Origin of the sequence: Actinopolyspora biskrensis (genome assembly GCF_013408175.1) — a bacterium.
In the GTDB taxonomy this organism is placed as follows: Bacteria; Actinomycetota; Actinomycetes; order Mycobacteriales; family Pseudonocardiaceae; genus Actinopolyspora; species Actinopolyspora biskrensis.
The window spans coordinates 337,199-362,792 of record NZ_JACBYW010000005.1 but is presented as its reverse complement, the minus strand read 5'-3'; the positions used below and the strand labels follow the sequence as shown (position 1 = coordinate 362,792).

Sequence of the window (25,594 nt, the reverse complement as noted above, 5' to 3'; positions counted from 1 at the left end):
CCGGCGCGGCTAGGCTGCCCGCATGGCTGACGAACTCGTGCATCGCGAAGTGGACAACGGGGTCGCCACGATCACGCTCGACTCGCCGCACAACCGCAACGCGCTGTCCGCACAACTGCGCGGGGAACTGCTCGGAGCGCTGGACGACTCGACGGCGGACGACTCGACGCGGTTGATCGTGCTGGACCACACCGGACCCGTGTTCTGCGCCGGGATGGACCTCAAGGAGTCCCGCTCCGAGAGCGCCGAGAACCAGGGCATCAACGAGGTCCCCCGGCTGGTGGAGCGGATCTGGAACAGTCCGAAACCGGTGGTCGCGAAACTGGCCGGCCCCGCGCGAGCCGGTGGGCTCGGCCTGGTCTCCGCCGCCGACATCGCCGTCGCCGCCGAGGAGGCCACCTTCGCCTTCAGCGAGGTACGCATCGGAGTCGTGCCCGCCGTGATCTCGGTGACCGTGCTGCCGCTGCTGCGGGCGCGGCAGGCCCACGAGCTGTTCCTCACCGGAGAGACCTTCGACGCGCGACGCGCGGTGGACATCGGCCTGCTCAACTCGGCGGTACCCGCCGATCGGCTCGAGACCGAAGTGGCCCGCTACAGCGAGATGCTGGCCAAGGGCGCTCCGAACGCGCTGGCCGCCACCAAGGAGATGCTCCGGACGTCGCGCCCCGAGGGCCTCGAAACGGACTTCGCGAACATGCTGGAGCTGTCGGCCCACCACTTCGCGAGCGAGGAGGCCGCGGAGGGAATGCGGGCCTTCGCCGAGAAGCGCGCGCCCTCCTGGGCGCAGTGGTCCGAATAGCACCGCGGGCAGGGTCTCACCGGCGGTGGGCCCCTGCCCGGTCCCGCCGTCGACTTCGGACGGCCCCGCGCGGACCGCAGAGAAGCACGCGGGGAAGCACTCCGCTACTCGGCGTTACCGTCCTCGGCGCAGACCGCCCGGAAGACGCGTTCCCCCGACTCCTGGGCCGCGGCCACCAGCACCGAGCCGACCCCCCGGTAAGCCTTGGGATCGTGCTCGGCCAGCACGCGGTGGTTCGACCAGACCAGCACGTGCTCCCCGGCGGGCAGCCACGACAGGTCGATCAGGCAGTCGTGCAGCGCGTCCAGGTTGCGACCCGCCCACTCCGGGAACGAGAGCTCGGCCGCCACGGCGTCCAGCATCATCCGCTTGCTGAACACTTCGGACCCGTCCACGACGTGCACGAAAGCGCCTGCGGCGCGCATCTGCCGCACGGCTTCCTCGGTAGTGTCGAACACGGGCAGCGGAGCTGGCTCGGGCACCACGGCTTCCTTCCTCGCGTTCCGCTTCAGAAAACCAACCGGACTCATCATCGACAACCGCGCAATTCGATCTCATCGCCCGCCGAACCCGCGGACGATTCCTTCGCGACCATTCATCAAGATGTTCACGTTCAGATTGTCATAGCTGGTCACTTGGCGTGAACCTCTCGCGGGCTCTCGCTGCGGGTGCCCCGACATCGGGTAGCGGCCCCCGCCCCAACCAACGATCCGATCGGAAAACATCGATCAGACGACATCGACGTGCTCGGCCACCCAGCCGAACACGACCAGAGCGATCATCACAAGCAGCACGAGCGTTATGCGAGCGCGCGAATTCACCCTCGCCTCCGGCGGAATCGATCACGAGTGAACACTGCGCCGCCCCGGTCCAACACGTCGCCACCTCACACCAAAACCGGAACCGGCACGTCCGCGAACGTAGCGTTCCCGCCTGCGCAACGGCGGTTCGGCATCGCGAACCCTCGTCAGCTTGGCCGCGACCTCGTCCGTGACCCGGTCGACCAGGCGAGCGACGAGCCAGCACAGCGGGACGAGCACGGCCAGTACCAGCGTCACCTGGAACGGGTAGGGAAGCATCACGAGCCACGACGCGACCCCGTCCCACAACGCGACCAGTTCGCCCATCACGAGGGGTCAGCGTACCCCGAGGTTCTCGAGAACGTGCGCGGGTGTCCCGGAGCGTCCGCGAGCCCGGTTGTCGCCCGCGCGTGGCCACCCCACTCCCGTGATCGGGGAAAACAGCTCCCCGACGGGAAAGCGGCTCCCCGGGTCCCGGACGCTCCGGGGAATCGGATCCGCCGGACGAACTTCCGCCGGGAGCTCCTCTAGCTCTCCGCCGAGCGCTGCCTGATGGAATTGATCACGGCACTGAAGTCGTAGCCGCCGCCTCCCTCGGAGTTGAAGCGCTCGTAGATGCTCGAGGCGAGCCGCCCCACCTCCGTGTCCGCACCACTGCGCTCGGCCGCCGAAACCGCGAGCCCGAGATCCTTGAGCATCAGCTCGGCCGCGAACCCGGGTTCGTAGTCGTGGTTGGCCCTGCTCGTGTCCACCATGCCCGGCACGGGGCAGTTGGTGGTCAACGACCAGCACTGCCCGGTGGAGACCGAGGCGACGTCGTACAGCGCCTGGTGCGGGAGACCGAGCTTCTCCCCGAGCACGAACGCCTCGGCCACTCCCAGCATCGAAGCCGCCAACATGAGGTTGTTGCACATCTTGGTGACCTGACCGTTGCCCGCTCCTCCGCAGTGGATCACCTTGCGAGCCATCGGTTCGAGGAACTCCTGCGCGGACCGGTAGGCCTGCTCACCACCTCCGACCATGAAAGTCAGCGTTCCGGCCTCGGCCCCGGCCGTGCCGCCGGAAACCGGTGCGTCCACCGACTCCAGCCCCGCCTGCCCGGCCAGCTCGTGGGCCCGCCGGGAGTCCGCGACGTCCACGGTCGAGGAATCGATCAGCAGTGTGGCTCCGGAGACCGACCCGAGGATCTCGTCGTAGCACTCCAGCAGGTGCTTGCCCCCCGGAAGCATCGTGATCACGGCGTCGGCGCCGTCGACCGCGTCGACGGCCGAGTCCACGGCCGTCACCCCGTGCTCAGCCGCGCTCCGCAGCACATCGGACGAAAGGTCGAACCCCCGTACGGTGTGTCCGGCTTTGACCAGGTTCGCCGACATGGGCCCGCCCATGTGTCCCAGCCCGATGAATCCGATGACAGCCATGGCCATCCACCTTTCTCGTGATCCGACATTGTGACCACCGAGGGGCACCGGACCTCAGCCGGAGAGACCGAGGTCCCCGCCGGTGGGACGTGCGAAGAAGGCGGCGACGCGTTGTTCGTCGACGTCCTCGAGCCGGGCTGGCGACCAGGAGGGGTCGCGGTCCTTGTCCACCAGAGTCGCGCGCACCCCCTCGACGAAGTCGCCCAGGTGAGTGCACGACAGCGAGACGCGGTACTCCTGATCGAGCACCTCTTCCAGCGAGTCCAGCTCACGCGCGGCGCGCAGCGCCCTCAGGGTGACCTTCAGCGAGGTCGGCGACTTGGTGGCGATCGTCCGGGCGGCTTCCTGCGCGGCGGACTCGGGCCGCGCACGCAGCCCCTCCAGGATCTCCTCGACCGAGTCGCGCCCGTAGACCTGGTCGATCCACTCGCGCGCCTCGCCCAGTTCGGAGCGCGGAGGCGTGGTGGAGTACTTCTCCAGTGCTGCCTCCACGTCGCCCGCTCCGAGCGCTGCGATCAGTTCCTCGAGGTCACCGCTCGCGACGTAGTGGTCGGCCAGCCCGCAGTGCACCGCGTCGGCACCGCTCACCGGACCACCGGTCAGTGCCATGTGCGTGCCGAGCTCCCCCGGGGTGCGCGAGAGCAGGTAGGTGCCGCCGACGTCGGGGACGAATCCGATCCCCACCTCGGGCATGCCCACCTTGGAGCGCTCGGTGACCACGCGGTGCGAACCGTGGGCCGATATCCCGACACCGCCACCCATGCAGATGCCGTCCATGATTCCCACGACCGGCTTCGGATAGCGCGCCAGCGCGTCGTTCATCCGGTACTCGGCGGCCCAGAACGTCTCGGTGAGTTCCGGTTCGCCCTCCTTGATCGCGTCGTACATCGCGCGGATGTCCCCACCTGCGCACAGTCCGCGGTCGCCCGCGCCCTCGATGAGCACCGCGCGCACCCTGTCGTCGGTGCGCCACTGGTCCAGCGCGGTCAGCACCGCCCGGACCATGTCGTAGGTCAGCGAGTTCAGGGCCTTCGGCCGGTTGAGCGTGATCCGGCCGAGTGCTCCCCACACCTCGAACAGCACCTGCTGCTCGTCGTTCTCCTGGCTCGTCATGAAACAGACTCCAACAGTCCACGGGAAATGATCAGCCGCATGATCTCGTTCGTACCTTCCAGGATCTGATGCACCCGGAGATCACGTACGATCTTCTCCAATCCGTACTCGGAAAGGTATCCGTAACCTCCGTGGATCTGAAGGGCTTCGTTGGCCACGTTGAAACCGCTGTCCGTGGCCAGCCGCTTGGCCATGGCGCACAGCCGGGTGGCCTCGGGATCACGGGCGTCGAGCGCGGCAGCCGCCCGCCACAGCAGGGTGCGGGCCGCCTCGAGCTCGGTGGCCATGTCGGCCAGCTTGAACCGCAGCGCCTGGAACTCGCCGATCGGCGAGCCGAACGCGTGACGCTCCGTGGCGTAGTTCGTGCTTCGCTCCAGAGCCTTCCGCGCGCCGCCCAGTGAACAGGCCCCGATGTTGAGCCGGCCCCCGTCCAGACCGGACATGGCGATGCGGAAGCCGATGCCCTCCTCGCCGAGCCTGTTGCGCGCCGGAACCCGCACGTCGGTGAAGACGACCTGCCTGGTCGGCTGGGCGTTCCACCCCATCTTGCGTTCCTCCGGACCGAAGGAGATCCCCTCGCTGCGACCGTCGATCACCAGCGTGGATATTCCCTTCGCGCCGGGCTCGCCCGTACGCACCATCACGACGTAGACGCCCGCGTAGCCGCTTCCGGAGATGAACTGCTTCACCCCGTTGACGATGTAGTCGTCCCCGTCGCGCACGGCCCTGGTCTTCAGGGCGGCCGCGTCCGATCCGGCGTCCGGTTCGGTGAGGCAGTAGCTGCCCAGCCTGCGCATCGAGCACAGCTCGGGCAACCACTCGGCGCGCTGCCGCTGGTCCCCGTAGGCGTCGATCATCCAGGCGACCATGTTGTGTATCGAGACGTAGGCCGCGATGGTGGGGCAGCCGGTGGCGAGCTCCTCGAAGATCAGCGCGGCGTCGAACCGGCTGAGCCCGCTCCCGCCGTACTGGTCGTCGATGTAGACACCGCCCATGCCGAGCTCACCCGCCTCGCCCAGCACGTCCACCGGGAAGTGCTTCTCCCGGTCCCACTCCTCCGCGTGGGGGGCGATGCGCTCGGTGGCGAATTCGCCCGCGGTTTCCCTGATAGCTCGCTGGTCCTCCGTGAGGGCGAACGGGGACAGCGGGGTCTCTGCCGATGCGACGGAAGCGGTCACTTGGTACTCCTGCTCGATCGGGGACGCCGGTTCGCGGCGTCGTTTCCTCGCGTGTCGCCGGGCCCGCCCCGCGGGGCACCGGCCGTGGCCTCTCCCGGACCGGGCGGGATCACCCCCGGTCCGCGAACGGACGAACGCCGACTCACGTGCCGCTCACCCGACCAACCACGCAGAGCGCGTCAGTGCATCGTCGGAATGGTGAAGCTGGCGTCCTCCTTGCGCCCGGAGGGCCAACGGGAGGTGACGGTCTTCGTCTTGGTGTAGAACCGGATGGAGTCCGGTCCGTGCTGGTTCAGGTCCCCGAATCCGGAGCGCTTCCAACCGCCGAACGTGTGGTATGCGATCGGCACGGGGATGGGAACGTTGATGCCGACCATGCCGGTGTTCACCCTCCCGGCGAACTCGCGGGCCGAGTCCCCGTCCCTGGTGAATATCGCGACACCGTTGCCGTACTCGTGCTCGCTGGGCAGTCGCAGCGCCTCCTCGTAGTCGGCGGCACGCACCACCGACAGCACCGGCCCGAAGATCTCCTCCCGGTAGATCCGCATGTCCGGGGTGACGTTGTCGAACAGGGACGCGCCGAGGAAGAAGCCGTCCTCGTGCTCCGGCATCCGGAATCCGCGACCGTCGACCAGCAGCTCGGCCCCTTCACCGACGCCGAGCTCGATGTAGTCCTCGACCTTCTTCTTGGCCTGTTCGGTCACCAGCGGGCCGAAGTCCGCGGACTCGTCGAAGCTCGTGCCGATCCGCAGTCCCCGGACCCGTTCGTTCAGCTTCTCGACGAGCGCATCCGCCGTGGGCTGCCCGACGGGCACGGCCACCGATACGGCCATGCAGCGCTCGCCCGCCGAGCCGTATCCCGCTCCCACCAGGGCTTCGACCGCCTGGTCCAGGTCGGCGTCCGGCATGATGATCATGTGGTTCTTCGCGCCGCCGAAGCACTGTGCGCGCTTGCCGTGCGCGGCCGCGGTCGAATAGATGTACTCGGCGATGTCGGAGGAGCCGACGAAACCGACGGCCTCCACTTCCCGGTGGGTGAGCAGCGCGTCCACGGCCGTCCTGTCACCGTTGACCACGTTCAGCACCCCGGGGGGCAGCCCCGCCTCGACGAACAGCTCGGCCAGGCGCAGCGGCACGGAGGGGTCGCGCTCGGACGGCTTGAGCACGAAGGAGTTACCGCAGGCGATCGCGGGGGCGGCCTTCCACAGCGGGATCATCGCCGGGAAGTTGAACGGGGTGATGCCGGCGACGACACCGAGCGGCTGCCGCATCGAGTAGACGTCGATGCCCGTGCCCGCTCCTTCGGTGTACTCGCCCTTGAGCAGGTGCGGGATTCCCGCGGCGAACTCGACGACCTCGAGGCCGCGCTGCACGTCGCCGCGCGCGTCCGGCACGGTCTTGCCGTGCTCGGAGGCCAGCAGCCGAGCCAGCGAGTCCATCTCCTCGTTGCACAGCTCGAGGAACCTCATCAGGACCCGCGCCCTGCGCTGGGGGTTCCAACTCGCCCATTCGCGTTGTGCCTCGGCCGCGCCGCGCACGGCGGCGTCCACCTCCCCCGAGGTGGCGAACGGCACCCTGGCCTGGACCGTTCCCGTGTTCGGATCGAAGACCTCGCCTTGGGTCCCCGAGGTTCCCGCGACGCGCTTGCCGCCGATGAAGTGCTCGAGCTCGTTGGTCATTCCGCTACGCACCCTTCCCCTGGACCGCTCGCCCGCTTCCACCACTAGGAAGCCAAACTTTTGGTAGCCCAATCATTCATCGATCGTGCCACCACGCAACAGGGTGTTCTACGCCACAACACGATTGTGTGAGCGGAGGGGCCGGACCGGAAGGCTCCGGGAAGGTTTCACGCACGCCACGAACGGCGGATCGCCCGGGACGCCCCGGGCGCACAAGCGTGGGCGGGAACCCGCCGATCCGGGTTCCCGCCCACTCGCACCATCGCGATCATCACACCCCGCCACAGGGCCGCTGGTGCGTCTTGGGTGAACGTCCCGCGGGACGTTCACGGTTTTCGGGAGTCATGGTCCGAACGGACCGTTCCGGAGGGACTCCACTCCGCCGAGCTCGTCCGACACTCCTCTCGGCGGGTGCGCCCCTGCCCCGAGGGCCGGACGGGCGGGCGGGCTCGACGCCGCAAGAAGCCCGCCCACGCGCCGTCACCCTCCGCCGGGACGGCCGGACCGTCGGATCAGAACTGTGCGGTCTCGGTGGAGCCGGCCAGAGCGGTGGTCGAGGACTCGGGGTTCACGGCCATGCTGATCTGGTCGAAGTAACCGGTGCCCGCCTCGCGCTGGTGCTTCGTCGCGGTGTAGCCGTCCTTCTCCGCCGCGAACTCCTTCTCCTGGAGGTCGACGTAGGCGGCCATGTCGTCCGTGGCGTAGTTCTTGGCCAGGTCGAACATGCCGTGGTTCAGCGCGTGGAAGCCGGCCAGCGTGATGAACTGGAACTTGTAGCCCATCTGGCTGAGCTCCCGCTGGAACTTGGCGATGGTGCTGTCGTCCAGGTTCTTGCGCCAGTTGAACGAGGGAGAGCAGTTGTAGGCCAGCATCTTGTCCGGGTACTGGGCCTTGATCGACTCGGCGAACTTCCTGGCCACGTCCAGATCGGGAGTCGAGGTCTCCATCCAGATCAGATCGGCGTAGGGCGCGTAGGCGAGACCGCGCTCGATGCACGGCTCGAGGCCGTTGTTCACCTTGTAGAAGCCCTCGGCGGTGCGCTCGCCGGTGACGAACTTCTGGTCCCGCTCGTCCACGTCGCTGGTCAGCAGCGTGGCCGCCTGCGCGTCGGTGCGGGCCACGACCAGCGTCGGAACTCCCGCGACGTCAGCGGCCAACCTCGCCGAGTTGAGCGTCTTGACGTGCTGGCTGGTGGGGATGAGCACCTTGCCCCCGAGGTGGCCGCACTTCTTCTCGGAAGCGAGCTGGTCCTCCCAGTGCACACCGGCGGCACCCGCCTGGATCATGCCCTTCATGAGCTCGTAGGCGTTGAGCACACCGCCGAACCCGGCCTCGGCGTCGGCGACGATCGGGGCCAGCCAGTGCCGGTCCTCCTGCTCCACCTCGGTCGCCTCGGGGTCCAGCGCCTCGGCCCAGGAGACCTGGTCCGCCCTCTTGAGGGCGTTGTTGATCCTGCGGACCACCTGCGGGACCGAGTTCGCGGGGTACAGGCTCTGGTCCGGGTAGGTCTCGCCCGCGAGGTTGGCGTCGGCGGCGACCTGCCAACCGGACAGGTAGATGGCCTGCAGACCCGCGCGGACCTGCTGGACGGCCTGGTTTCCGGTCAGCGCGCCGAGGGCGTGGATGTAGTCGTTGTCCCGCAGCAGCTCCCACAGGCGCTCGGCGCCCAGCCGGGCCAGCGTGTTCTCCTCCTGCACGGAGCCGCGGAGGCGGATGACGTCGCTTGCGGAGTAGGTGCGCTCAACGCCCTTCCAGCGCGGGTTCGTCTCCCAGTCGTGCTGGAGGTCCTTGGCTGCCTGCAGAGCCTGTTCGCGGGTGCCGGGTTGAGGGCTCATGGCTTTCACCTTTCCGATCGCTTGCGGCCTGTTGATCCCAGTGTTGGTGCTACAGCAAGAAAAAACGAGGAGCCATCGAAGCAAAATTTCGTATTTTTTCTGCTACAGTGAAGCTCATGTCGGAGTTCACGACCGAGACAGCGGAAGAAGCCGGTACTTTTTCCACGGAGCAGGACCTGCTGGTGTTCGGCCAGCGGCTGCGCCACACGCGCAAAGCAGCAGGACTCACCCTTTCCGAGCTGGGAAAACGCGTGGACAGAGCCCCCTCGCAGCTCTCACTGCTGGAGAACGGGCACCGCGAACCCAAGCTCTCGTTACTCAGGTCACTCGCCACTGCCCTCGGCAGCACGGTGGACGAGCTGCTGTCGAAGAAACCGCCGAACAGGCGTGCCGAGCTGGAGATAGCCGTGGAGCAGGCACAGCTCGACCCGCTGTACCAGCAGCTCGACGTTCCACCGCTGAAAGTCACCAAGCGGGTCCCCACCGACGTGCTGGAACACGTGCTGGCGCTCTACGAGGAGCTGCGCCGCAGGGAGACCAAACGGGTCGCCACCCCGGAGGAAGCCCGCGCGGCCAACGCCGAGCTGCGCAGCATGATGCGCGAACACGGCAACTACTTCCCCGAGATCGAGAGGTCGGCGGACGAGATACTGCGCCGCGTCGGCTACCACGGCGGCCCGCTCTCCGAGGGACTGATCCAGTCCATCGCGACCCATCTCGGATACGGCCTGCGGTTCGTCACCGACCTGCCCCGCTCCGTGCGCTCGGTCACCGACCTGCGCCACAAGAGGATCTTCCTGCGACGCGAGTCCCTGGGCATGCACAGCCCGCGGACGATCCTGCTGCAGACCCTCGGGCACCTCAGCCTGGGGCACCGGCAGCCGCGCGACTTCGCGGACTTCCTGCGCCAACGCGTCGAGGCGAACTACTTCGCCGCCGCAGTGCTGATCCCGGAGAGCTCGGCGGTCCCCTTCCTCCGCCAGGCCAAGGCCGACCGCGACCTGGCCGTGGAGGACCTCCGCGACGTCTTCTCCGTCTCCTACGAGATGGCCGCGCACCGCTTCACCAACCTGGCGACCCAGTACCTGGACCTGGTGTGCCACTTCGTGCGCAACGACGAGACCGGAATCATCTACAAGGCCTACGCCAACGACGGGTTGGAGTTCCCCGCCGACCCCACCGGGGCGATCGAGGGACAGCGGATGTGCCGGTACTGGGCGGGCAGGCAGGTCTTCGCCTCGCCGGACCGCTACTCCACCCACTACCAGTACACCGACAAGCCGGGGGCCACGCACTGGTGCGTCGCCCACGTCGACCCCAGCAGGGGGCGCGACTTCGCGATCACGCTGGGGGTTCCCTACACGGAATCGCGCTGGTTCCGGGGGCGGGAAACCACGAACCACTCCAAGTCGGGCTGCCCGAACGGGGAGTGCTGCCAACGTCCCCCCACCGAACTGGCCAATCGCTGGCAGGGAATGGTCTGGCCGTCGGCCCGGGCTCACTCGCACGTGCTCTCGGCGCTGCCCTCGGACACCTTCCCCGGCGTGGACGAGGCCGACGTCTACGCGTTCCTGGAGTCGCACCAGTGACACGGCGGCCCCGGGACGGGGCCGATCAAGCCGGACGGCGACCGGCCGGACACCGATCGGCCCCTCCACGTGGCGCGTTCATCGAGCCGACGTGGTGGCCCGTGCGCCGGAGCCGCGGGGAGAGGGCGATCCCGCCGCCGGCCTCGGCCTGCGACTCGCCCTTGGTCTCCTCGGCCACAGCACACACTCCACCAATCCGAGCACGATGACCCCGGCTCCGGAACACCGGGACCGGAATCCGGCTACCGCGGACGGCCGTGATCGTCCGCGGTAGTCACGGAAGGTGCACGGGCTCGTCGCGAGGTTCCTCGCTCCCGGTCCTCCGGGCTTCCTGATCCTCCTGGTGCTCGGAGTCGGCGGGCCGGCCGCACGGCTGTTCCTCCACGCGGGGCCCGTGCTCCCTCGACAGGGTCTTGAAGAAGGCCACGCAGATGCCGATCAGAACGATCGCGAACGGTGCCCCGATGAGCACCGAGGCCTTCTGGAGCGCGCCGAGCCCACCGGAGACCAGCAGGACCGCCGCGACGCCCGCCAGCAGGAGTCCCCAGAGAAGCCGGACCCAGACCTTGGGATTCGGGGAGCCACCGCTGGACAGCTCGCCCAGCACCACGGTGCCGGAATCGGCGCTGGCCACGAAGAACACCCACAGCACCACCAGTGTGATGATCGACATGAGGAGGGGCAGCGGGTACTCCTGGATGAAGACGAACATCCCCGCAGCCGGGCTCTGCGCCACGGTCTCGGCGATGTCGGAGGCCTGCCCGGCGCGAGCCAGCTGCAGCGCCGCTCCACCGAACACGGCGATCCAGATCGCGCTGACCAAGCTGGGAACGAGCACGGTGGCGCCGACGAACTCGCGGATGCTGCGTCCACGGGAGATGCGAGCCATGAACATCCCCACGTACGGGGCCCAGGCGATCCACCAGGACCAGTAGAAAACGGTCCAGCTCCCCAACCACTCCGTGTTGGCGCTGAACGCGTCCAGCCGGAAGCTCATCGGAACGATGTTGGTCAGGTAGTCACCGATGCCTTCGGTGAAGACGTTGAGCTGTGTGACGGTCGGTCCGACGACGAAGTAGAAGACCAGCAGCAGCGGGGCGATGAGCATGCTGATGTTGGCGAGCCACTTGATGCCGTGCTCGATCCGCGTCGTCGCCGAGATCATGAACGCCGCCGTGGTGAGGCCGAGGACCACGAGCTGCACCAACACCACGGTGGGCAGCCCGAACGTCTGACCGAGCCCCGCTGTCAACTGCAGTCCGGCCTGTCCCAGGGCGACGGCGATACCGAACACGACCGCCAGCACCGCCAGGATGTCGAGCGTCTTTCCCAGGGGACCGTCCACGCGGTCTCCGAACAAGGGCCGGAAGATGGCGCTGATCAGTGCCTTCTCACCCCTGCGATGGGTGAAGTAGGCCACGGCCAGGCCGGCGGTGGCATAGATCGCCCAGGGGTGCAGCGCCCAGTGGAAAAAGGAGTACTGAACGGCCACCCCGGCGGCCTCTTGCGAGCCGGGCTCGGCAAGACCGAACGGCACGTTGGCATAGTGCGACAGCGGCTCGGCCAGGCCCCAGAAAATGATGGAGGGCCCCATGCCGGCCTGAAACATCATGGCGAACCAGGACAAGCGACCGAAATCGGGGCTGTCGTTCTTCTTCCCGAGTTTGATCCTGCCGTATCTGCTCAGCCCCAGGTAGATCACGAAGACCAGGAAGAGGTTCGCCGCGAGCAGGAAGAACCAGCTCAGATCCAGCACGACGTGGTCGAAAATTCGATTGGTGATCGCGCCGAAGCTCTTCGGCGCCACCGCGCCCCACAGGACGACCAGCGCCGTGGCCGCGACGGAGACGAAGAAAACGGATCCGACCGCGGAACGATTCGTTTTTGATGTTTGCACAGAAATCACTATCTACGATGTCGGGGACATGCGGGCAAAGCGGACGCTGTCAACGATCCCTGGAGTCACGGAGCCCGGCGTGCGCAGCGAACTCAAACTCGGCGGAGCATCCGAATCCCTCGCGGGCGGTTCGGAGTCCGGTGCGAGCGATCTCGAGCATTTCCCGGCGATGGCCGTGACAACGAAGCTCGGGACACCGAAACCTCGAACGTCATCTTCAGCGCCCCGCCTACCAGCCGGGCGGCCACCCCGCCAACGCCAACCTCGCCATACCACACCTCCCTTCCTCCCGCGGTGCCTCACACCGAGGAAAAGCACAACCAGGATTGCTCAGAATTCCAGCAGATCAAGGAAACCGGTGGCGTATTCGCCGTTCGGCGCCCTGATCGCTGCCATCCGAAGCGGGTCTTGAACAATCCACGGGCCATCGACCCTCTCGGTCCCGGAAAGACGCACGATTCCGAGTCGAATCGTCTCGCCTTCCGGCGTGGGGCGACCCGCTCCACTTCGCGGTGCGGGGCGAACGGCGGCCGTCGGTCCGCCCCCGCACCACACCACTACCCTCGGGAGCGGTCTCCCGGCCCACGTCGCACGAGCTCCTCGACCAGCCGCACGAACTCCGCCGCCGAGGGAGAAAGCGGGCCGCGACGCCAGAACAGCACCCCGCGGCGGATCACCCGGGGGCGCAGCGACATGATCGTGGCCCCCTGCTTTCCGGCCTCACCGGCCATCGAAGCGGGCAGCAGGGTGGCGCCCGCTCCGGCCAGCACGCTCGGCACGATCATGGCCTGGTGCGCGGTCTCCACCATCACGTTCGGACCGCCGCGCTGGACGCCCACGGTGTTCTCGATCACTTCGCGGGTCGCGGTTCCCTCGGGGGTGCTCACCCAGTCCAGCTCGGCGAGGTCAGCCGGAGTCAGCTCCGCGCGGTCCCCCGGTGCCGCCGAGGCCGGCAGCACCGCCTGGATCTCCCTGCCGGGCAGCACCATGCTGGCGAGATCCTCCACCACCTCCTCCGTCGAGTCGACCATGCCGAGCTCGCACTCGCCCGCGCGCACGGCGGCCGTCACGTCCCGGCCGAGCTCGGGATCGGCGATGTGCACCGCGACCTTCGGGTGCGCGCGCAGGAACGACCCGACCAGCTCCGCGAGCGGGTCCACCGCCAACGTCGTCTGCGCGACGATGTCCAGCCTCCCTCCGGCCAGACCGAGCACCTCGCGCACCGATTCGGTCGCCGTGCTCAGGTCGCGCATCACCTGGCGCGCGGGCTCTATCAGGGCCTCGCCCGCCGGGGTCAGGGAAACGCCCTGGGGGAGCCGGTGAAAGACCCTGCCTCCAAGTCGGGTCTCCAGCGTCGCGATCGCGTGCGACAGAGAGGGCTGCGCGACGCGCAGCGTCTGCGCCGCCGCGGTGAAGCTCCCGCACTCGGCTATGGCCAGGAAGTACTCCAGCTCCCTGCGTTCCATGCATCCGACCTTCCACTCGCCGTGCTCGACCGGCAGGACCCCGCTGACTCGGCTCGGGAGGGCCCGCGGAGCGACTCGCCGGGTGCCCGCTCCTGACCGCGGAACGGGCACACCGGCCGAAGCGGCACTACACGTCGCGGACACACCGGAAACCGACGTTGCCGATCGAGGAGTCCGGGGTAACACCCTGCCGTGCCGACACCCGGTAACGACGGCAGTGGGACTCGTGGCACAGGTAGGAACCACCACGTGCGCTGCGGCGCTGCCCTCCCGGAGGCCCCTTCGGGTTCGTTCCGACGTCTCCGGCCGGGTAATCGGGATCGAACCAGTCCGCGCACCACTCCCACACGTTGCCGGTCATGTTGTACAGCCCGTAACCGTTCGGGGCGAACTCGTCCACCGGGCAGGTGCCGTACCAGCCGTCGGCGCATTCGTTGCGCCCGGGGAACTCACCCTGCCACACGTTCATCCTGTGCTCGCCCGAAGGTTCCAGCTCGTCGCCCCACGGGAAGGCGCAGCCGTCCAGGCCGCCGCGCGCCGCGTACTCCCACTCCGCCTCGGTCGGCAGCCGCAACCCCGCCCAGGCGCAGTAGGCGTGCGCGTCCCGGAAGGACACGTGCGTGACCGGGTGCTCCGAACGCTGGACCACATCGGAGTGCGGGCCCTCCGGGCACCACCAGTAGGCCCCCTCGACCTGGCGCCACCAGGGTGCAGCTGCCACCCCTCGCGTGGGTGGGAACTCGTCGGGGAGAAGGCCGCCGAACACGAACGACCACCCCCACAGCTCGGCGTCGGTCCGGTGCCCGGTCGCGTCCACGAAAGCGGCGAACTCCGCGACCGTCACCACCGTGGGAGAGATCCAGTACGGATCGAGCCGCACCTCGCGCACCGGCCCCTCACCGTCCTGCGCGTAGGCGTGCTCCCGCTCCTCGCCCATGCGGAAGACGCCTCCGTCGATCCGCACGAGTCCCGCGGTGGAACCGGAGCGGACCTCGCCCCCGCCCACCGGCTCTTCCACGGACGACGTCGTGGCACGTCCCGCCGAGGGGGCGCAGCAGGCCGGTTTCTCATCCCGCTCACTCATGGGCCGCCCTGAACCTTTCACGCCCCAGCTCGCTGTCGCTGTCGCTGTGCAGGTCGTCGCCGAGGTCCACGCGCACCGCGTGCAGTGTTCCCGTGAAAGCGTTGTCGACGACGGGGTAGTCCTCGGTGACCGGCGAAGCGCGGTCCACACCGACGTCGAACGTCTCGTCGAAGGCGAAGTAGTAGGGAATGGTGGCTCCGACCCGCCCCTCGGCGACCTTCGCACCGTCCACGGAGAGGGTCGCGGTGCCTCCCATGCCGACACCACCTCCGTCGTAGGAGAACTCGAGCACGATCTCGTGTTCCCCCGTGCTCAGCGGTTCGGAATCCCGCACCCGGTACACCTCGAGACCGAAGTAGTTGTACGCGTAGCAGGCCCTGCCCTCGTGCACGTACAGGGACCAACCGCCGAAACGCCCGCCCTGGGCCACCAGGACGCCCGCAGCCCCGGCTTCGGGGATCTCGCAGCGCGCGGTGAGCGTGTGCGAACGGTTCTTGACGTTGGGAGCCGTCTCCTCGGTCAACCGCGAGGCCGAGGCGGGGAAGGTGATCGTCCTGCGATCACCGTGCAGGTCACGTCGCCCGGCCTCCCGCGGGTTCTCCCGTTCCGTCATGCGGTCGTCGAGCGGGAAGACGTTGTGGCGGCCGGCCTCGACCAGGAACAGCTGCTGCAGCTCCCGCAGCTTGTCCGGGTACTCGGCGGAGATGTCGCGGGCCTGGCTCCAGTCCACATTGGTGTTGTAGAGCTCCCACCGGTCGTCGTCGAAGTTGCTCTCCGAACCGTCCTGCACCATTTCCCACGGGGTTCCGTGCCGGGTGACCGCCATCCAGCCGTCGTGGTAGATGCCCCTGTTGCCCACCATCTCGAAGTACTGGATCCGATGACGGTCGGCGGCAGCGGAGTCGTTGAAGGTGTAGACCATGCTCGTGCCCTCGACGGACTGCTGGGGCACACCGTTGACTTCCGCGGGCTCCGGAATCCCCGCGGCCTCCAGGACCGTGGGCAGCACGTCGATGACGTGGTGGAACTGGTTGCGGATCCCGCCCGGTTCGGCGATACCGCGCGGCCAGTGGACGATCATCCCGTCCCTGGTCCCGCCGAAGTGCGAGGCGACCTGCTTCGTCCACTGGTAGGGCGTGTTCATCGCCAGCGCCCAACCGACCGGGTAGTGCGCGTGCGTGCTGGGGTCTCCAAGCTCCTCGCGGTACCGGTTGATCGTCTCCGCGTCGTCCGGGATGCCGCTGGCGTAGCGGTGCTCGTTGAGGGTCCCGCCGAGCCCGCCCTCGGCGGAGGCTCCGTTGTCCCCGAGGATGTAGATGAACAGGGTGTTGTCCAGCTCCCCCCGCTCCTCCAGCGCGTCGACGAAACGACCGATCTGGTCGTCGGTGTGTTCGGCGAAACCCGCGTACAGCTCCATCAGCGAAGCCGCCGACTCGCGCTCGGCCTCGGAGAGCTCGTCCCAGTGCGGAACCCCTTCAGCCCACGGGGCCAGCTCCGTGTCCGGCGGAACGACGCCCTGCTCCTTCTGCCGCCGCAGGGTGATCTCGCGCTGTCGGTCCCAGCCGTGGTCGAACGCCCCGCGGTACTTGTCCCGGTACTCCTTCGGGACGTGGTACGGGGCGTGGGTCGCTCCGAACGGCAGGTACGCGAAGAACGGGTTGTCGGGTTTGAGCGACTTCTGGTCCCTGACCCAGTCGATCGCGCGGTCCACGAGGTCCTCGGAGAGGTGGTAGCCGTCCTCCGGGCGGCGCGTGGGCTCCACCGGGGTGGTTCCGTCGAACAGCACCGGGTACCAGTGGTTCATCTCCGCGCACAGGAAGCCGTAGAACTTCTCGAAGCCCTCACCGGTGGGCCAGCGGTCGAACGGCCCGGCCGCGCTCACGTCCCGTGCCGGGGTCTGGTGCCACTTCCCGAAAGCGCCGGTGTTGTAACCGTTGCCCGCCAGGATCTGCCCGATCGTTCCCGCGCTCAGGGGACGTGTCCCGTCGTAGCCGGGCGCGGCGCTGGCCATCTCGGTCGTCACCCCCATCCCCACGGAATGGTGGTTGCGTCCGGTCAGCAGGGACTGCCTGGTCGGGGAACAGACCGCTGTGACGTGGAAACGCGTGTAGCGCAGTCCGCCCGCGGCCAACCGCTCCGCGGTGGGCATCTCGCACGGTCCGCCGAAGGCGCTCGGAGCTCCGAAGCCCATGTCGTCGAGCAGCACGACGACCACGTTCGGTGCTCCTTCGGGGGCGCTCACCTGCTCCGGGGGAGTGAACGGCGGGTCCTGCGAGTGGATGTCCAATGAGGTGGGATTCTGCCGGGGCTTTCCCGAGATCGGCAGACGTGTGCGCGACATCTCCGCGTCTCCCATGTTCGACCTCCTGCACTGTGGGGATTGCGACAGCATGCGATCCGGACCGCTCAAAACCGGAAAACCACGGTAGCCAGAAAAGATCGCCTTTGATCGTTCGACACGTGAACCCGCGGCGGAACAACAGGCGCGGACAATTAAAGGACCGAGCTCTGCCGTTATTCGACGGGCATACTATCCGACACCGAAACAAACGCAACCCCCGCCGCGGCCAATCTCCCCCGCGACATCGCCGCAGAATCGAAAAAAAGCAAACTCAATCCCCAGCGCAGAGACCATGCGGGGCACACTTCAGACAATTTTTGAATCTATCCCATAGATAATTTCTATATGGGTATCGCAAACCACAAGACGGGGAGAGGGCGCATCGCTGCCACCGCAGCTCGCGGGTCCGAGCGGTCGCCCGAGCGAGCGCCAAGGGCATTCGGATCAATCCGGTGCGCGCACGATTCCCGCGGCGGGAGCGCCCCGCGGACGAGTGCGGCACCGGTCCCGGGCCGGTGCCGCACGGAAGCGGCCTCGCGCTGATCGGTGCTTTCCCGTCGCCTCGACGACCGGTGCGCTACTTCGGCTTCGGCGCCGCCGGAGCCGGAACGACCACCCGAGCGGTTCGCACCGCCACAAGAACCGAGCGGGCAACCTCGATCAGGACTCCGCGTGGATCTCCGGCTCGTGACGTACCGGGAAGTTGACGGAATTAGCGATGAAGCACCTGCGGTGCGCCTGCTCGTGCGCCTTCGACGCGCTCTCCCGCATCGACTCGTCCCGCACGGTGACGACCGGACGCAGCACCACCTCGGTGAACCGCCCGCCTCCGGCCGTTTCCTCGACCATGGTGCCCGCGGCGGGGTCGCGGTAGTCCGTGACCACCACCCCGGAAGAGGCACAGATCCCCAGGTACCAGAGCATGTGGCACTCCGCGAGCGCGGCGACCAGCAGTTCCTCCGGGTTCATCAGCCCCGGATCACCCAGGAAGGCCGGATCGGCGGATCCGTGCAGGACGGGCTTGCCAGCCACTTCGACGACGTGCTCGCGACCGTAGGAACGGTACGTTTCGGTGCCGCTGCCCCGGTTGCCCGTCCACCGCACCACAGTGGTGTATTCGTGCCCTTCGGACATTGCTGTCCCCTCCCGAAATCCGCATCGGTGACCACGGGAAGCGATTCAACTACGGCCCCCTGACACGCGGGGAGACGAACGCGCCGAAGGGCAGCGGTCCGCTCCACGCGCACCGCGACGATCCCGCGGTGCCGACTCACATGAGGCACCCGGCCGCCCCCGCAAAGCTCCGTGAGTCCTTACTTCTTGCCCTTGGAGGAGTCGTCCTTGGCCGAGTCGTCCGTGGACAGCGCGGCCACGAAGGCCTCCTGCGGGACCTCGACGCGACCGACCGTCTTCATCTTCTTCTTGCCTTCCTTCTGCTTCTCCAGCAGCTTGCGCTTACGGCTGATGTCACCGCCGTAGCACTTGGCGAGAACGTCCTTGCGCATGGCGCGGATCGTCTCGCGAGCTATGATCCGCGATCCCACCGCGGCCTGGACCGGTACTTCGAACTGCTGACGCGGGATCAGCTCGCGCAGTTTCGAGGCCATCCGCGCGCCATAGGAGTAGGCGTTGTCCTTGTGCACGATCGCGCTGAACGCGTCCACGGGCTCGTGCTGCAGCAGGATGTCCACCTTGACCAGATCCGCGGCCTGCGTTCCGGACTCCTCGTAGTCCATGGAGGCGTAACCGCGCGTGCGCGACTTGAGGTGGTCGAAGAAGTCGAACACGATCTCGCCCAGCGGCATGGTGTAGCGCAGCTCGACGCGGCTCTCGGAGAGGTAGTCCATGCTGTCGAGCTGTCCGCGCCGGCTCTGGCACAGCTCCATGATCGCGCCGACGAACTCGGACGGGGCGATCACGGTGCACTTGGCGATCGGCTCGCGCACCTCCTGGATCTTGTTCTCGGGCCAGTCGGAGGGGTTGGTGACCTCGACCTCGGTGCCGTCCTGCAGCAGGACGTTGTAGACCACGTTCGGTGCGGTGGAGATGAGGTTCAGGTTGTACTCGCGCTCCAGCCGCGCCCTGGTGATCTCCAGGTGCAGCAGTCCGAGGAAACCGCAGCGGAATCCGAAGCCGAGGGCTCCCGAGGTCTCGGGCTCGTAGGTCAGCGCGGCGTCGTTGAGCAGCAACTTGTCCAGCGCGTCCCGCAGGACCGGGTAGTCGGAGCCCTCGATCGGGTAAAGCCCGGCGTAAACCATCGGGATCGGGTCCCGGTAACCGGGAAGCGCCTGTTCCGCGCCGTTCTTCGCGAAGGTGACGGTGTCACCGACCCTGGACTGGCGGACGTCCTTGACCCCGGTGATCAGGTAACCGACCTCGCCGACCCCGAGCCCTTCGGAGGGCTTCTGGTCCGGCGAGATGATCCCCACTTCCAACAACTCGTGGGTGGCCCCGGTGGACATCATCCGGATCTTCTCCCGTGGAGTGATCTTGCCGTCGACCACGCGGATGTAGGTGATGACACCCCGGTAGGTGTCGTAGACCGAGTCGAAGATCATCGCGCGCGCGGGCGCGCTCTGCTCACCTACCGGAGCGGGCACGTTGAGCACCACCGCGTCGAGCACCTCGGCCACGCCCTCACCGCTCTTGGCCGAGACCCGCAGCACGTCGGACTCCGCGCAGCCGATGATGTGGGCGAGCTCCGAAGCGTAGTAGTCCGGTTCCGCGGAGGGGAGGTCGATCTTGTTGAGCACGGGGATGATCTCCAGGTCGTGCTCCATGGCCAGGTAGAGGTTGGCCAACGTCTGGGCCTCGATGCCCTGGGACGCGTCGACCAGCAGGATGGCGCCTTCACACGCGGCCAGGGAACGGCTGACCTCGTAGGTGAAGTCGACGTGCCCCGGGGTGTCGATCAGGTGCAGCACGTAGTCCTCGCCGTCGAGCTGCCACGGCAGCCGCACGTTCTGCGACTTGATCGTGATGCCGCGCTCACGCTCCAGGTCCATCCGGTCCAGGTACTGGTCCCGGTACGCGCGCTCGTCGAGCACCTCGGTGAGCTGCAGCACCCGGTCGGCCAGTGTCGACTTGCCGTGGTCGATATGGGCGATGATGCAGAAGTTCCTGATGCGTTCAGGAGACGTGAAGGTCGTGTCTGCGAAGGTGCTCACTGAAGTCTTCCTCGCGGGATGTCGACTCGCGTACGGGCAGGGATTTGCTCCCATCGTCCCACGAAAGTCGTGGATGTCCGATGCCAGCTCCGGGACCGGGGTGCTCCGAGGCCCACTACCGCCCCCGGCACCGACGGTTCCGCGCGAAGCGCTCTTCCGGAGCGCTTCCCGAAGTGACGGTCTCGAGCGAGACGGTACAGCCGGAGCGCGGTGGGGCGGAAGCGCTCACTGCTGACGCACGTCGGAGCGCAGCGGATGTTCGGGCGGCACTTCGACGAGCACGATCCGCATCCCGTCCGGATCGGCGATGGTTCCCTCGATCAGCCCCCAGGGTTGGCGTTCGGGCTCGGCCAGCACCCGGACCCCGAGCTCGCGCAGCTCCCGGACGCTCTCGGCGGCGTCCCGCACCTGCAGCCACAGCATCTGGTCGGGGCTCGGGCCGGTACTGCCGTTGCCGGACACCTCCAGCAACCCCTGTCCGAGGAAGAACACCGTGCCGCCGGGAAACTCGCGGTGGATCGCCAGCCCGAGCGTGTCGCGGTAGAACCGCACCGAGCGATCGTGATCACCGGGTCGCAGAATCATCCTGCTGCTGAGAACGTCCATGCCCCCGTCCTACCCGATCGCGGTCGGATCCGCCGGACATCCGCACCGGTCGCGAGCCCTCCGTCCCGCGGACCTCACCACCCGGCACGCGCCATCGCGCGAGCCCGACGGCTTGTCCGATCGGTTGACGCCCGGGCCTCGCGAGCAGCCGGGATCGTCCGGCGGTCCGGGATTGAGCCCCCACCGAAAAAGTGATATCACTTTAATGTCAGCAAGACATCGGTTTCGACTCCGAGGAGGATCGATGAGCGAGGGGGACTCCGCCACCCGACCGTCGGGGAGCACGTCCGAGGCCACCGAGGCCACCGTCTCGATGCCCGAGTCCGAGATCCGCGAATACGCGGCGCGGGAGCAAGCCCCCGGGCTGCCGATGCTCGGCCTGGGAGTGCTCGCGCTGCTCGGGGGCATAGCGCTGATGTTCGCCGGGGGCACGACGGCGGCGTGGTGGCTGGTCGCGATCGGGGTCATCGCCGCGATCGGAGGGGTGTTGACCCTGGTCGGCCTGGTGGCCGTCTCCCCGGGCGAGGCGCGGGTGCTGCAGTTCCTCGGCCGCTACACCGGGACGCTGCGCACCTCGGGCCTGCAGTGGGTCAACCCGTTGACCACGCGGAAGCGCATCTCCACGCGGATCCGCAATCACGAGACCAACGTGATGAAGGTCAACGACGCCGACGGCAGCCCGATCGAGATCGCGGCGGTCGTGGTGTGGCAGGTCGCCGACACCGCGCAGGCCTCGTTCACGGTCGACGACTTCGTCGAGTTCGTGCAGACCCAGACCGAAACGGCGGTGCGGCACATCGCCACCAGCTATCCCTACGACAAGGCGGGATCGGAGAACCTCTCGTTGCGGGAGAACGCGGCCGAGATAACCACCAAGCTGTCCGTCGAGGTCGCCGAGCGGGTCCGGTCCGCCGGGGTGGAGGTCGTGGAGTCCCGCCTCACCCACCTCGCCTACGCTCCGGAGATCGCGCAGTCGATGTTGCAGCGCCAGCAGGCCGACGCGGTCGTGGCGGCGCGGGAGCGGATCGTCCAGGGCGCGGTCGGAATGGTGGAGTCCGCTCTCCGAGACCTCTCCGAACAGCAGGTCGTCGAGCTCGACGAGGAGCGCAAGGCCGCCATGGTCAGTAACCTGCTGGTAGTGCTGTGCGGCGACAACGCGGCACAGCCGGTGGTCAACACCGGCTCGTTGTATCACTGAGGTGTTCCGTGGCATCCCGCAAGAGCTTCCTGCTGCGGCTGGACCCGGCCGTTCACGACGCGCTCGCGCAGTGGGCTGGGGACGAACTGCGCAGCACCAACGCGCAGATCGAGTTCCTGCTGCGCCGCGCGCTCGAGGACGCGGGGAGACTGCCGAGCAACGCCGGGAACCGACCCCGCAGAGGGCGTCCGGCCAAGCACGAGGGACAGCCGGGCGAGCACGGTGGCTGACCTCCTCGAACCGAACGCGGTGGCTGCGTTCGGGATTGCTACCATGGCCAACCGCACCGCGCGGCGTTTCCGACATGGAGGAAGGCCGTCCGACGCCCTCGTCGCCTTCGCACGAGGACAGCGCGGGACGGCGCCGTTCGAGCGCGGTCGCGACACTCCGGTCGATCAGAAAGAGGCGTACCAGTGGCCAACATCAAGTCCTCCAAGAAGCGTGTCCTGATCAACGAGCGCAATCGCCGTCGCAACAAGTCGGTCAAGACCACGGTCAAGACCGCGATGCGCAAGTTCCGCGAGGCCGCTGCCGCCGGCGACAAGGAGAAGGCCACCGAGCTGGAGCGGGCCGCGACCCGCGAGCTGGACAAGGCCACCAAGAAGGGCGTCATCCACCGCAACCAGGCCGCCAACAAGAAGTCCTCGATGGCTCGGCAGCTGAACCAGCTCTGACGATCCGGGCGGGCGGTTCACCTCCGCGGCGAGGAGGACCGTTCGGACCACGCGGACGATGTTCCGCGCGGTGAACGGGGCCGACCACACGGAGCGGCGCCCGGCGGAGGCGAATGTCGCCAAACGGAGAAACTCGGGTCCCCTTCGGCGATACCGGAGGGGACCCGTTCAGCTCCAGGAGCGGCGACGGGAAAGTCCGTCGGGCTCGGGAGTTCACCCCGAGCGCAGCTCGATCAGCTCCAGCACGGCTCGTTCCAGAGCGTATTCGGCATCGGCCGCCTGCCCCTTCACCTGCGCGTTGAGCGAGGCCACCAGTCCCATCGCCCTGGTGACCCCCTGCCTGTTCCAGCCCCGCGCCTGCGACTGGGCCTTCTTGACCTTCCAAGCCGGCATGCCGAGCTCACGCGCCAGCCGGTACTGGTCACCTCCACCGGCACTGGCCACCCGGCCGATGGTCCGCACCGCGTCGGCCAGCGCGTCGGCGATCAGCACGTGCGCCACTCCGAGCTGCAGAGCCCAGCGCAACGCTTCCAGCGCCCCGGCACGGTCCCCCATCACCGCCTTCTCCGCGACGACGAAGCCGGTCACCTCTGCCTTGCCCTGGTGGTAGCGCCGCACGGCAGCCTCGTCCACCCTGCCGTCGGTGTCGGCGACCAGCTGGGACACCGAGGAGGCGAGCTCCCGGAGATCGTTGCCGACCGTCTCCAGCAGAGCGCTCACCGCCGCGGGGTCGATGCGCCCTCCGCACCTGCTCGCCTCCGCCCGGACGAACCCCTCCCGTTCGGAGTGCCGGGTCAGCTTTCCGCACTCGGTCACGGACGCCCCCATGTCGCGCAGCGCGGTGGGCAGCTCCTTGGCCTGCTTGGCACGACCACCACCGTTGTGCAGCACGAGCAGGACGACTCCCTCGGCCGGTTGACGCGCCAGGGCCAGCAGCGCCTCGGCGATCTCCTTTCCCGCCTCCTGGGCGTTGTCCAGCGCGACGACGCGGCTATCGGCGAACAGCGAGGGACTGAGCATCTCGTCGAGCTCGGGAGGAGTGAGGTCACTCACCTTGGCGCGCCGCAGCTCGGTCTCCGGATCGGCCCTGCGAGCCGCCGTCAGGGTCTCGGAAACGGCGCGTTCCACCAGCAGTTCCTCCTCGCCGAGAACGAGGTGCAACGGAGCGGGCGCTGCTGCGTCCGGAGGATTCATGCCCCCATTCTGACACCGGCCCACCCCGTCAACCCCGTCCCGGATGCTGGGTCGTAGTGGTCGAATGGCGGGCGCATGAAGTAACGTTGCCCGCACAACTTGGATAGCTCATCCAGAGGGGCAGAGGGACCGGCCCTGCGAAGCCCCGGCAACCAGCGTCGACTGTCGTGATCACGATCGCGAGGCAGTCGGCGAAAACGGTGCCAATTCCGACCCCGCCAGCGGGACAGATGAGGGGAGAGGACCTCGCGATGACAGCTGCCGCCCAGACACAGACCGATGCGGCGAACCGGAAGCTCGACCTCGGACCGGCCGCGGAGCTCGTCTCCAAGGAAGAGGGGCACCGGCAACCGCTGGCGCCCGAGTTCGTCTGCCTCGAGGACTTCTCCCCGCTCGAAGTCACCTACGACTTCGGCCGGGTACGCCGCGAGGACATCGAATCCGGTCCCAATTCGATCTGGCGGTACAAGAAGCTGCTGCCCGTACCCTCCGACGTGGAGCAGCACCCGAACACCGATCCCGGTTGTACGCGGCTCATCCGCGCGGACGCGCTGGCCGAGGCGCTCGGCGTGAAGCGGATCTGGGTCAAGGACGACACGGGCAATCCGACCCACTCCTTCAAGGACAGGGTGGTCGCCGTCGCGCTGGCCGCCGCTCGCGAGTTCGGGTTCAAGGTGCTCGCCTGTCCGTCCACGGGCAACCTCGCCAACGCGGTGGGCGCGGCCGCCGCACGGGCGGGATGGGACTCGGTGGTTCTGGTCCCCTCCTCGCTCGAGCGGGCGAAGGTGCTCATGACCGCCGTGTACGACGGTTCGTTGCTGTCCGTCGACGGCAACTACGACGACGTGAACAGGCTCGCCACGGAATTGGCGGGCGAGCACGAGGACTGGGCGTTCGTGAACGTCAACGTCCGCCCCTACTACTCTGAAGGGTCCAAGACCCTCGCCTTCGAGGTCGCCGAACAGCTCGGATGGCGGCTGCCCGAGCAGGTCGTCGTCCCGATCGCCTCCGGATCGCAGCTGACCAAGGTCGACAAGGGCTTCCGCGAGCTCGGCGAGGTCGGGCTGGTCGAACCGAGCCCGTACCGGATCTTCGGCGCCCAGGCATCCGGGTGCTCCCCGGTGTCGAACGCCTATAAGGGCGAGCAGGACATGGTCCAACCGGTCCGTCCGGACACCATCGCTCGTTCGCTCGCCATCGGCGCTCCGGCCGACGGCCCGTACGTGCTGGACACCATTCGCCGCACCAACGGTGCCGTCGAGGACGTCAGCGACGAGGAGGTCATCGAGGGCATCAGGCTGCTGGCCCGCACGGAGGGCATCTTCGCCGAGACGGCGGGAGGTGTGACCGTCGCGACCACGAAGAAGCTGATCGAGGCGGGCCAGATCGACCCCGACTCCGAGACGGTGCTGATGATCACCGGCGACGGCCTCAAAACGATGGACTCCCTGCAGGAGCACGTCGGCCCGAAGGCCACCGTGGAGCCGAACACGGAGGCCGTGGACCGGGCGCTGAACGACTGATCCGCTCGTCCTCCCGGACGTTCCCGGGATTCG

The 25,594-nt window shown here is 67.9% G+C and carries 21 protein-coding genes and 1 riboswitch; of the genes, 6 read left to right on the top strand and 15 right to left on the bottom strand.

Going from position 1 to position 25,594, the window contains the following annotated elements; genetic code table 11:
* The first annotated feature begins 22 nt into the window (after positions 1–22).
* Positions 23–799, top strand: coding sequence for an enoyl-CoA hydratase-related protein (locus FHR84_RS15035; RefSeq protein ID WP_179536135.1), 777 nt, complete (start codon positions 23–25; stop codon positions 797–799).
* Between the two features lie 104 nt (positions 800–903).
* Here FHR84_RS15035 and FHR84_RS15030 read toward each other — a convergent pair whose 3' ends face one another.
* From FHR84_RS15030 to aceA, 7 genes are all read right to left on the bottom strand, one after another.
* Entirely contained in the window at positions 904–1,281 is a 378-nt protein-coding gene (locus FHR84_RS15030) for a barstar family protein (protein ID WP_343075291.1), read from the bottom strand.
* 360 nt (positions 1,282–1,641) lie between these two features.
* Positions 1,642–1,926 (bottom strand): hypothetical protein, encoded by a 285-nt coding sequence (locus FHR84_RS15025; protein WP_179536266.1) that lies wholly within the window; start codon positions 1,924–1,926, stop codon positions 1,642–1,644.
* A gap of 200 nt (positions 1,927–2,126) precedes the next feature.
* Positions 2,127–3,017: a 3-hydroxyisobutyrate dehydrogenase gene (mmsB, locus tag FHR84_RS15020; protein WP_179536133.1), complete on the bottom strand. Its 891-nt coding sequence runs from the start codon at positions 3,015–3,017 to the stop codon at positions 2,127–2,129.
* Positions 3,018–3,071: 54 nt separating this feature from the next.
* Entirely contained in the window at positions 3,072–4,130 is a 1,059-nt protein-coding gene (locus FHR84_RS15015) for an enoyl-CoA hydratase/isomerase family protein (protein ID WP_179536132.1), read from the bottom strand.
* Positions 4,127–5,308 carry an acyl-CoA dehydrogenase family protein gene (locus FHR84_RS15010; RefSeq protein WP_343075290.1) on the bottom strand — a complete coding sequence of 394 codons (1,182 nt, stop codon included), beginning with the start codon at positions 5,306–5,308 and terminating at the stop codon, positions 4,127–4,129. Before FHR84_RS15010 ends, FHR84_RS15015 begins: the two co-directional genes overlap by 4 nt.
* A gap of 179 nt (positions 5,309–5,487) precedes the next feature.
* Positions 5,488–6,987, bottom strand: a complete 1,500-nt coding sequence (locus FHR84_RS15005) for a CoA-acylating methylmalonate-semialdehyde dehydrogenase (protein ID WP_179536131.1) — start codon at positions 6,985–6,987, stop codon at positions 5,488–5,490.
* Between the two features lie 512 nt (positions 6,988–7,499).
* Complete coding sequence (gene aceA / locus FHR84_RS15000; protein ID WP_179536130.1) at positions 7,500–8,822, bottom strand: isocitrate lyase; 1,323 nt, start codon at positions 8,820–8,822, stop codon at positions 7,500–7,502.
* A 116-nt stretch (positions 8,823–8,938) separates the two neighbouring features.
* On the opposite strand from aceA, the gene FHR84_RS14995 reads away from it, so the two are divergent.
* Positions 8,939–10,411, top strand: coding sequence for an XRE family transcriptional regulator (locus FHR84_RS14995; RefSeq protein WP_179536129.1), 1,473 nt, complete (start codon positions 8,939–8,941; stop codon positions 10,409–10,411).
* 274 nt (positions 10,412–10,685) lie between these two features.
* Here FHR84_RS14995 and FHR84_RS14990 read toward each other — a convergent pair whose 3' ends face one another.
* The 7 genes from FHR84_RS14990 to FHR84_RS14960 all read right to left on the bottom strand — a co-directional run bounded on the left by FHR84_RS14990 (position 10,686) and on the right by FHR84_RS14960 (position 20,972).
* Positions 10,686–12,308, bottom strand: coding sequence for a BCCT family transporter (locus tag FHR84_RS14990; RefSeq protein WP_343075289.1), 1,623 nt, complete (start codon positions 12,306–12,308; stop codon positions 10,686–10,688).
* Between the two features lie 557 nt (positions 12,309–12,865).
* Complete coding sequence (locus FHR84_RS14985; RefSeq protein ID WP_179536128.1) at positions 12,866–13,774, bottom strand: LysR family transcriptional regulator; 909 nt, start codon at positions 13,772–13,774, stop codon at positions 12,866–12,868.
* A gap of 127 nt (positions 13,775–13,901) precedes the next feature.
* Positions 13,902–14,858 (bottom strand): formylglycine-generating enzyme family protein, encoded by a 957-nt coding sequence (locus FHR84_RS14980; protein ID WP_179536127.1) that lies wholly within the window; start codon positions 14,856–14,858, stop codon positions 13,902–13,904.
* A complete protein-coding gene (locus FHR84_RS14975; protein WP_179536126.1) occupies positions 14,851–17,214 on the bottom strand; it encodes an arylsulfatase in 2,364 nt (787 codons plus the stop codon). The genes FHR84_RS14980 and FHR84_RS14975 overlap by 8 nt, the downstream gene beginning before the upstream one ends.
* Positions 17,215–17,859: 645 nt before the next feature.
* Positions 17,860–18,333 (bottom strand): OsmC family protein, encoded by a 474-nt coding sequence (locus FHR84_RS14970; protein ID WP_179536125.1) that lies wholly within the window; start codon positions 18,331–18,333, stop codon positions 17,860–17,862.
* A 179-nt stretch (positions 18,334–18,512) separates the two neighbouring features.
* Entirely contained in the window at positions 18,513–20,366 is a 1,854-nt protein-coding gene (gene lepA, locus FHR84_RS14965) for a translation elongation factor 4 (protein ID WP_179536124.1), read from the bottom strand.
* Between the two features lie 225 nt (positions 20,367–20,591).
* Complete coding sequence (locus FHR84_RS14960; RefSeq protein WP_179536123.1) at positions 20,592–20,972, bottom strand: VOC family protein; 381 nt, start codon at positions 20,970–20,972, stop codon at positions 20,592–20,594.
* A gap of 244 nt (positions 20,973–21,216) precedes the next feature.
* Between FHR84_RS14960 and FHR84_RS14955 the strand changes: the two genes are divergently transcribed.
* From FHR84_RS14955 to rpsT, 3 genes are all read left to right on the top strand, one after another.
* A complete protein-coding gene (locus FHR84_RS14955) occupies positions 21,217–22,170 on the top strand; it encodes an SPFH domain-containing protein (RefSeq protein WP_179536122.1) in 954 nt (317 codons plus the stop codon).
* An 8-nt stretch (positions 22,171–22,178) separates the two neighbouring features.
* Complete coding sequence (locus FHR84_RS14950) at positions 22,179–22,400, top strand: hypothetical protein (RefSeq protein ID WP_179536121.1); 222 nt, start codon at positions 22,179–22,181, stop codon at positions 22,398–22,400.
* 183 nt (positions 22,401–22,583) lie between these two features.
* Positions 22,584–22,844: a 30S ribosomal protein S20 gene (gene rpsT / locus FHR84_RS14945; protein WP_179536120.1), complete on the top strand. Its 261-nt coding sequence runs from the start codon at positions 22,584–22,586 to the stop codon at positions 22,842–22,844.
* A gap of 213 nt (positions 22,845–23,057) precedes the next feature.
* On the opposite strand, the gene holA is transcribed toward rpsT, so the two are convergent.
* Positions 23,058–24,038 (bottom strand): DNA polymerase III subunit delta, encoded by a 981-nt coding sequence (holA, locus tag FHR84_RS14940; RefSeq protein WP_179536119.1) that lies wholly within the window; start codon positions 24,036–24,038, stop codon positions 23,058–23,060.
* A 105-nt stretch (positions 24,039–24,143) separates the two neighbouring features.
* Positions 24,144–24,275: riboswitch (SAM riboswitch) on the top strand.
* Between the two features lie 14 nt (positions 24,276–24,289).
* Between holA and thrC the strand changes: the two genes are divergently transcribed.
* Positions 24,290–25,561 carry a threonine synthase gene (thrC, locus tag FHR84_RS14935; protein WP_179536118.1) on the top strand — a complete coding sequence of 424 codons (1,272 nt, stop codon included), beginning with the start codon at positions 24,290–24,292 and terminating at the stop codon, positions 25,559–25,561.
* Positions 25,562–25,594 lie beyond the last annotated feature (33 nt).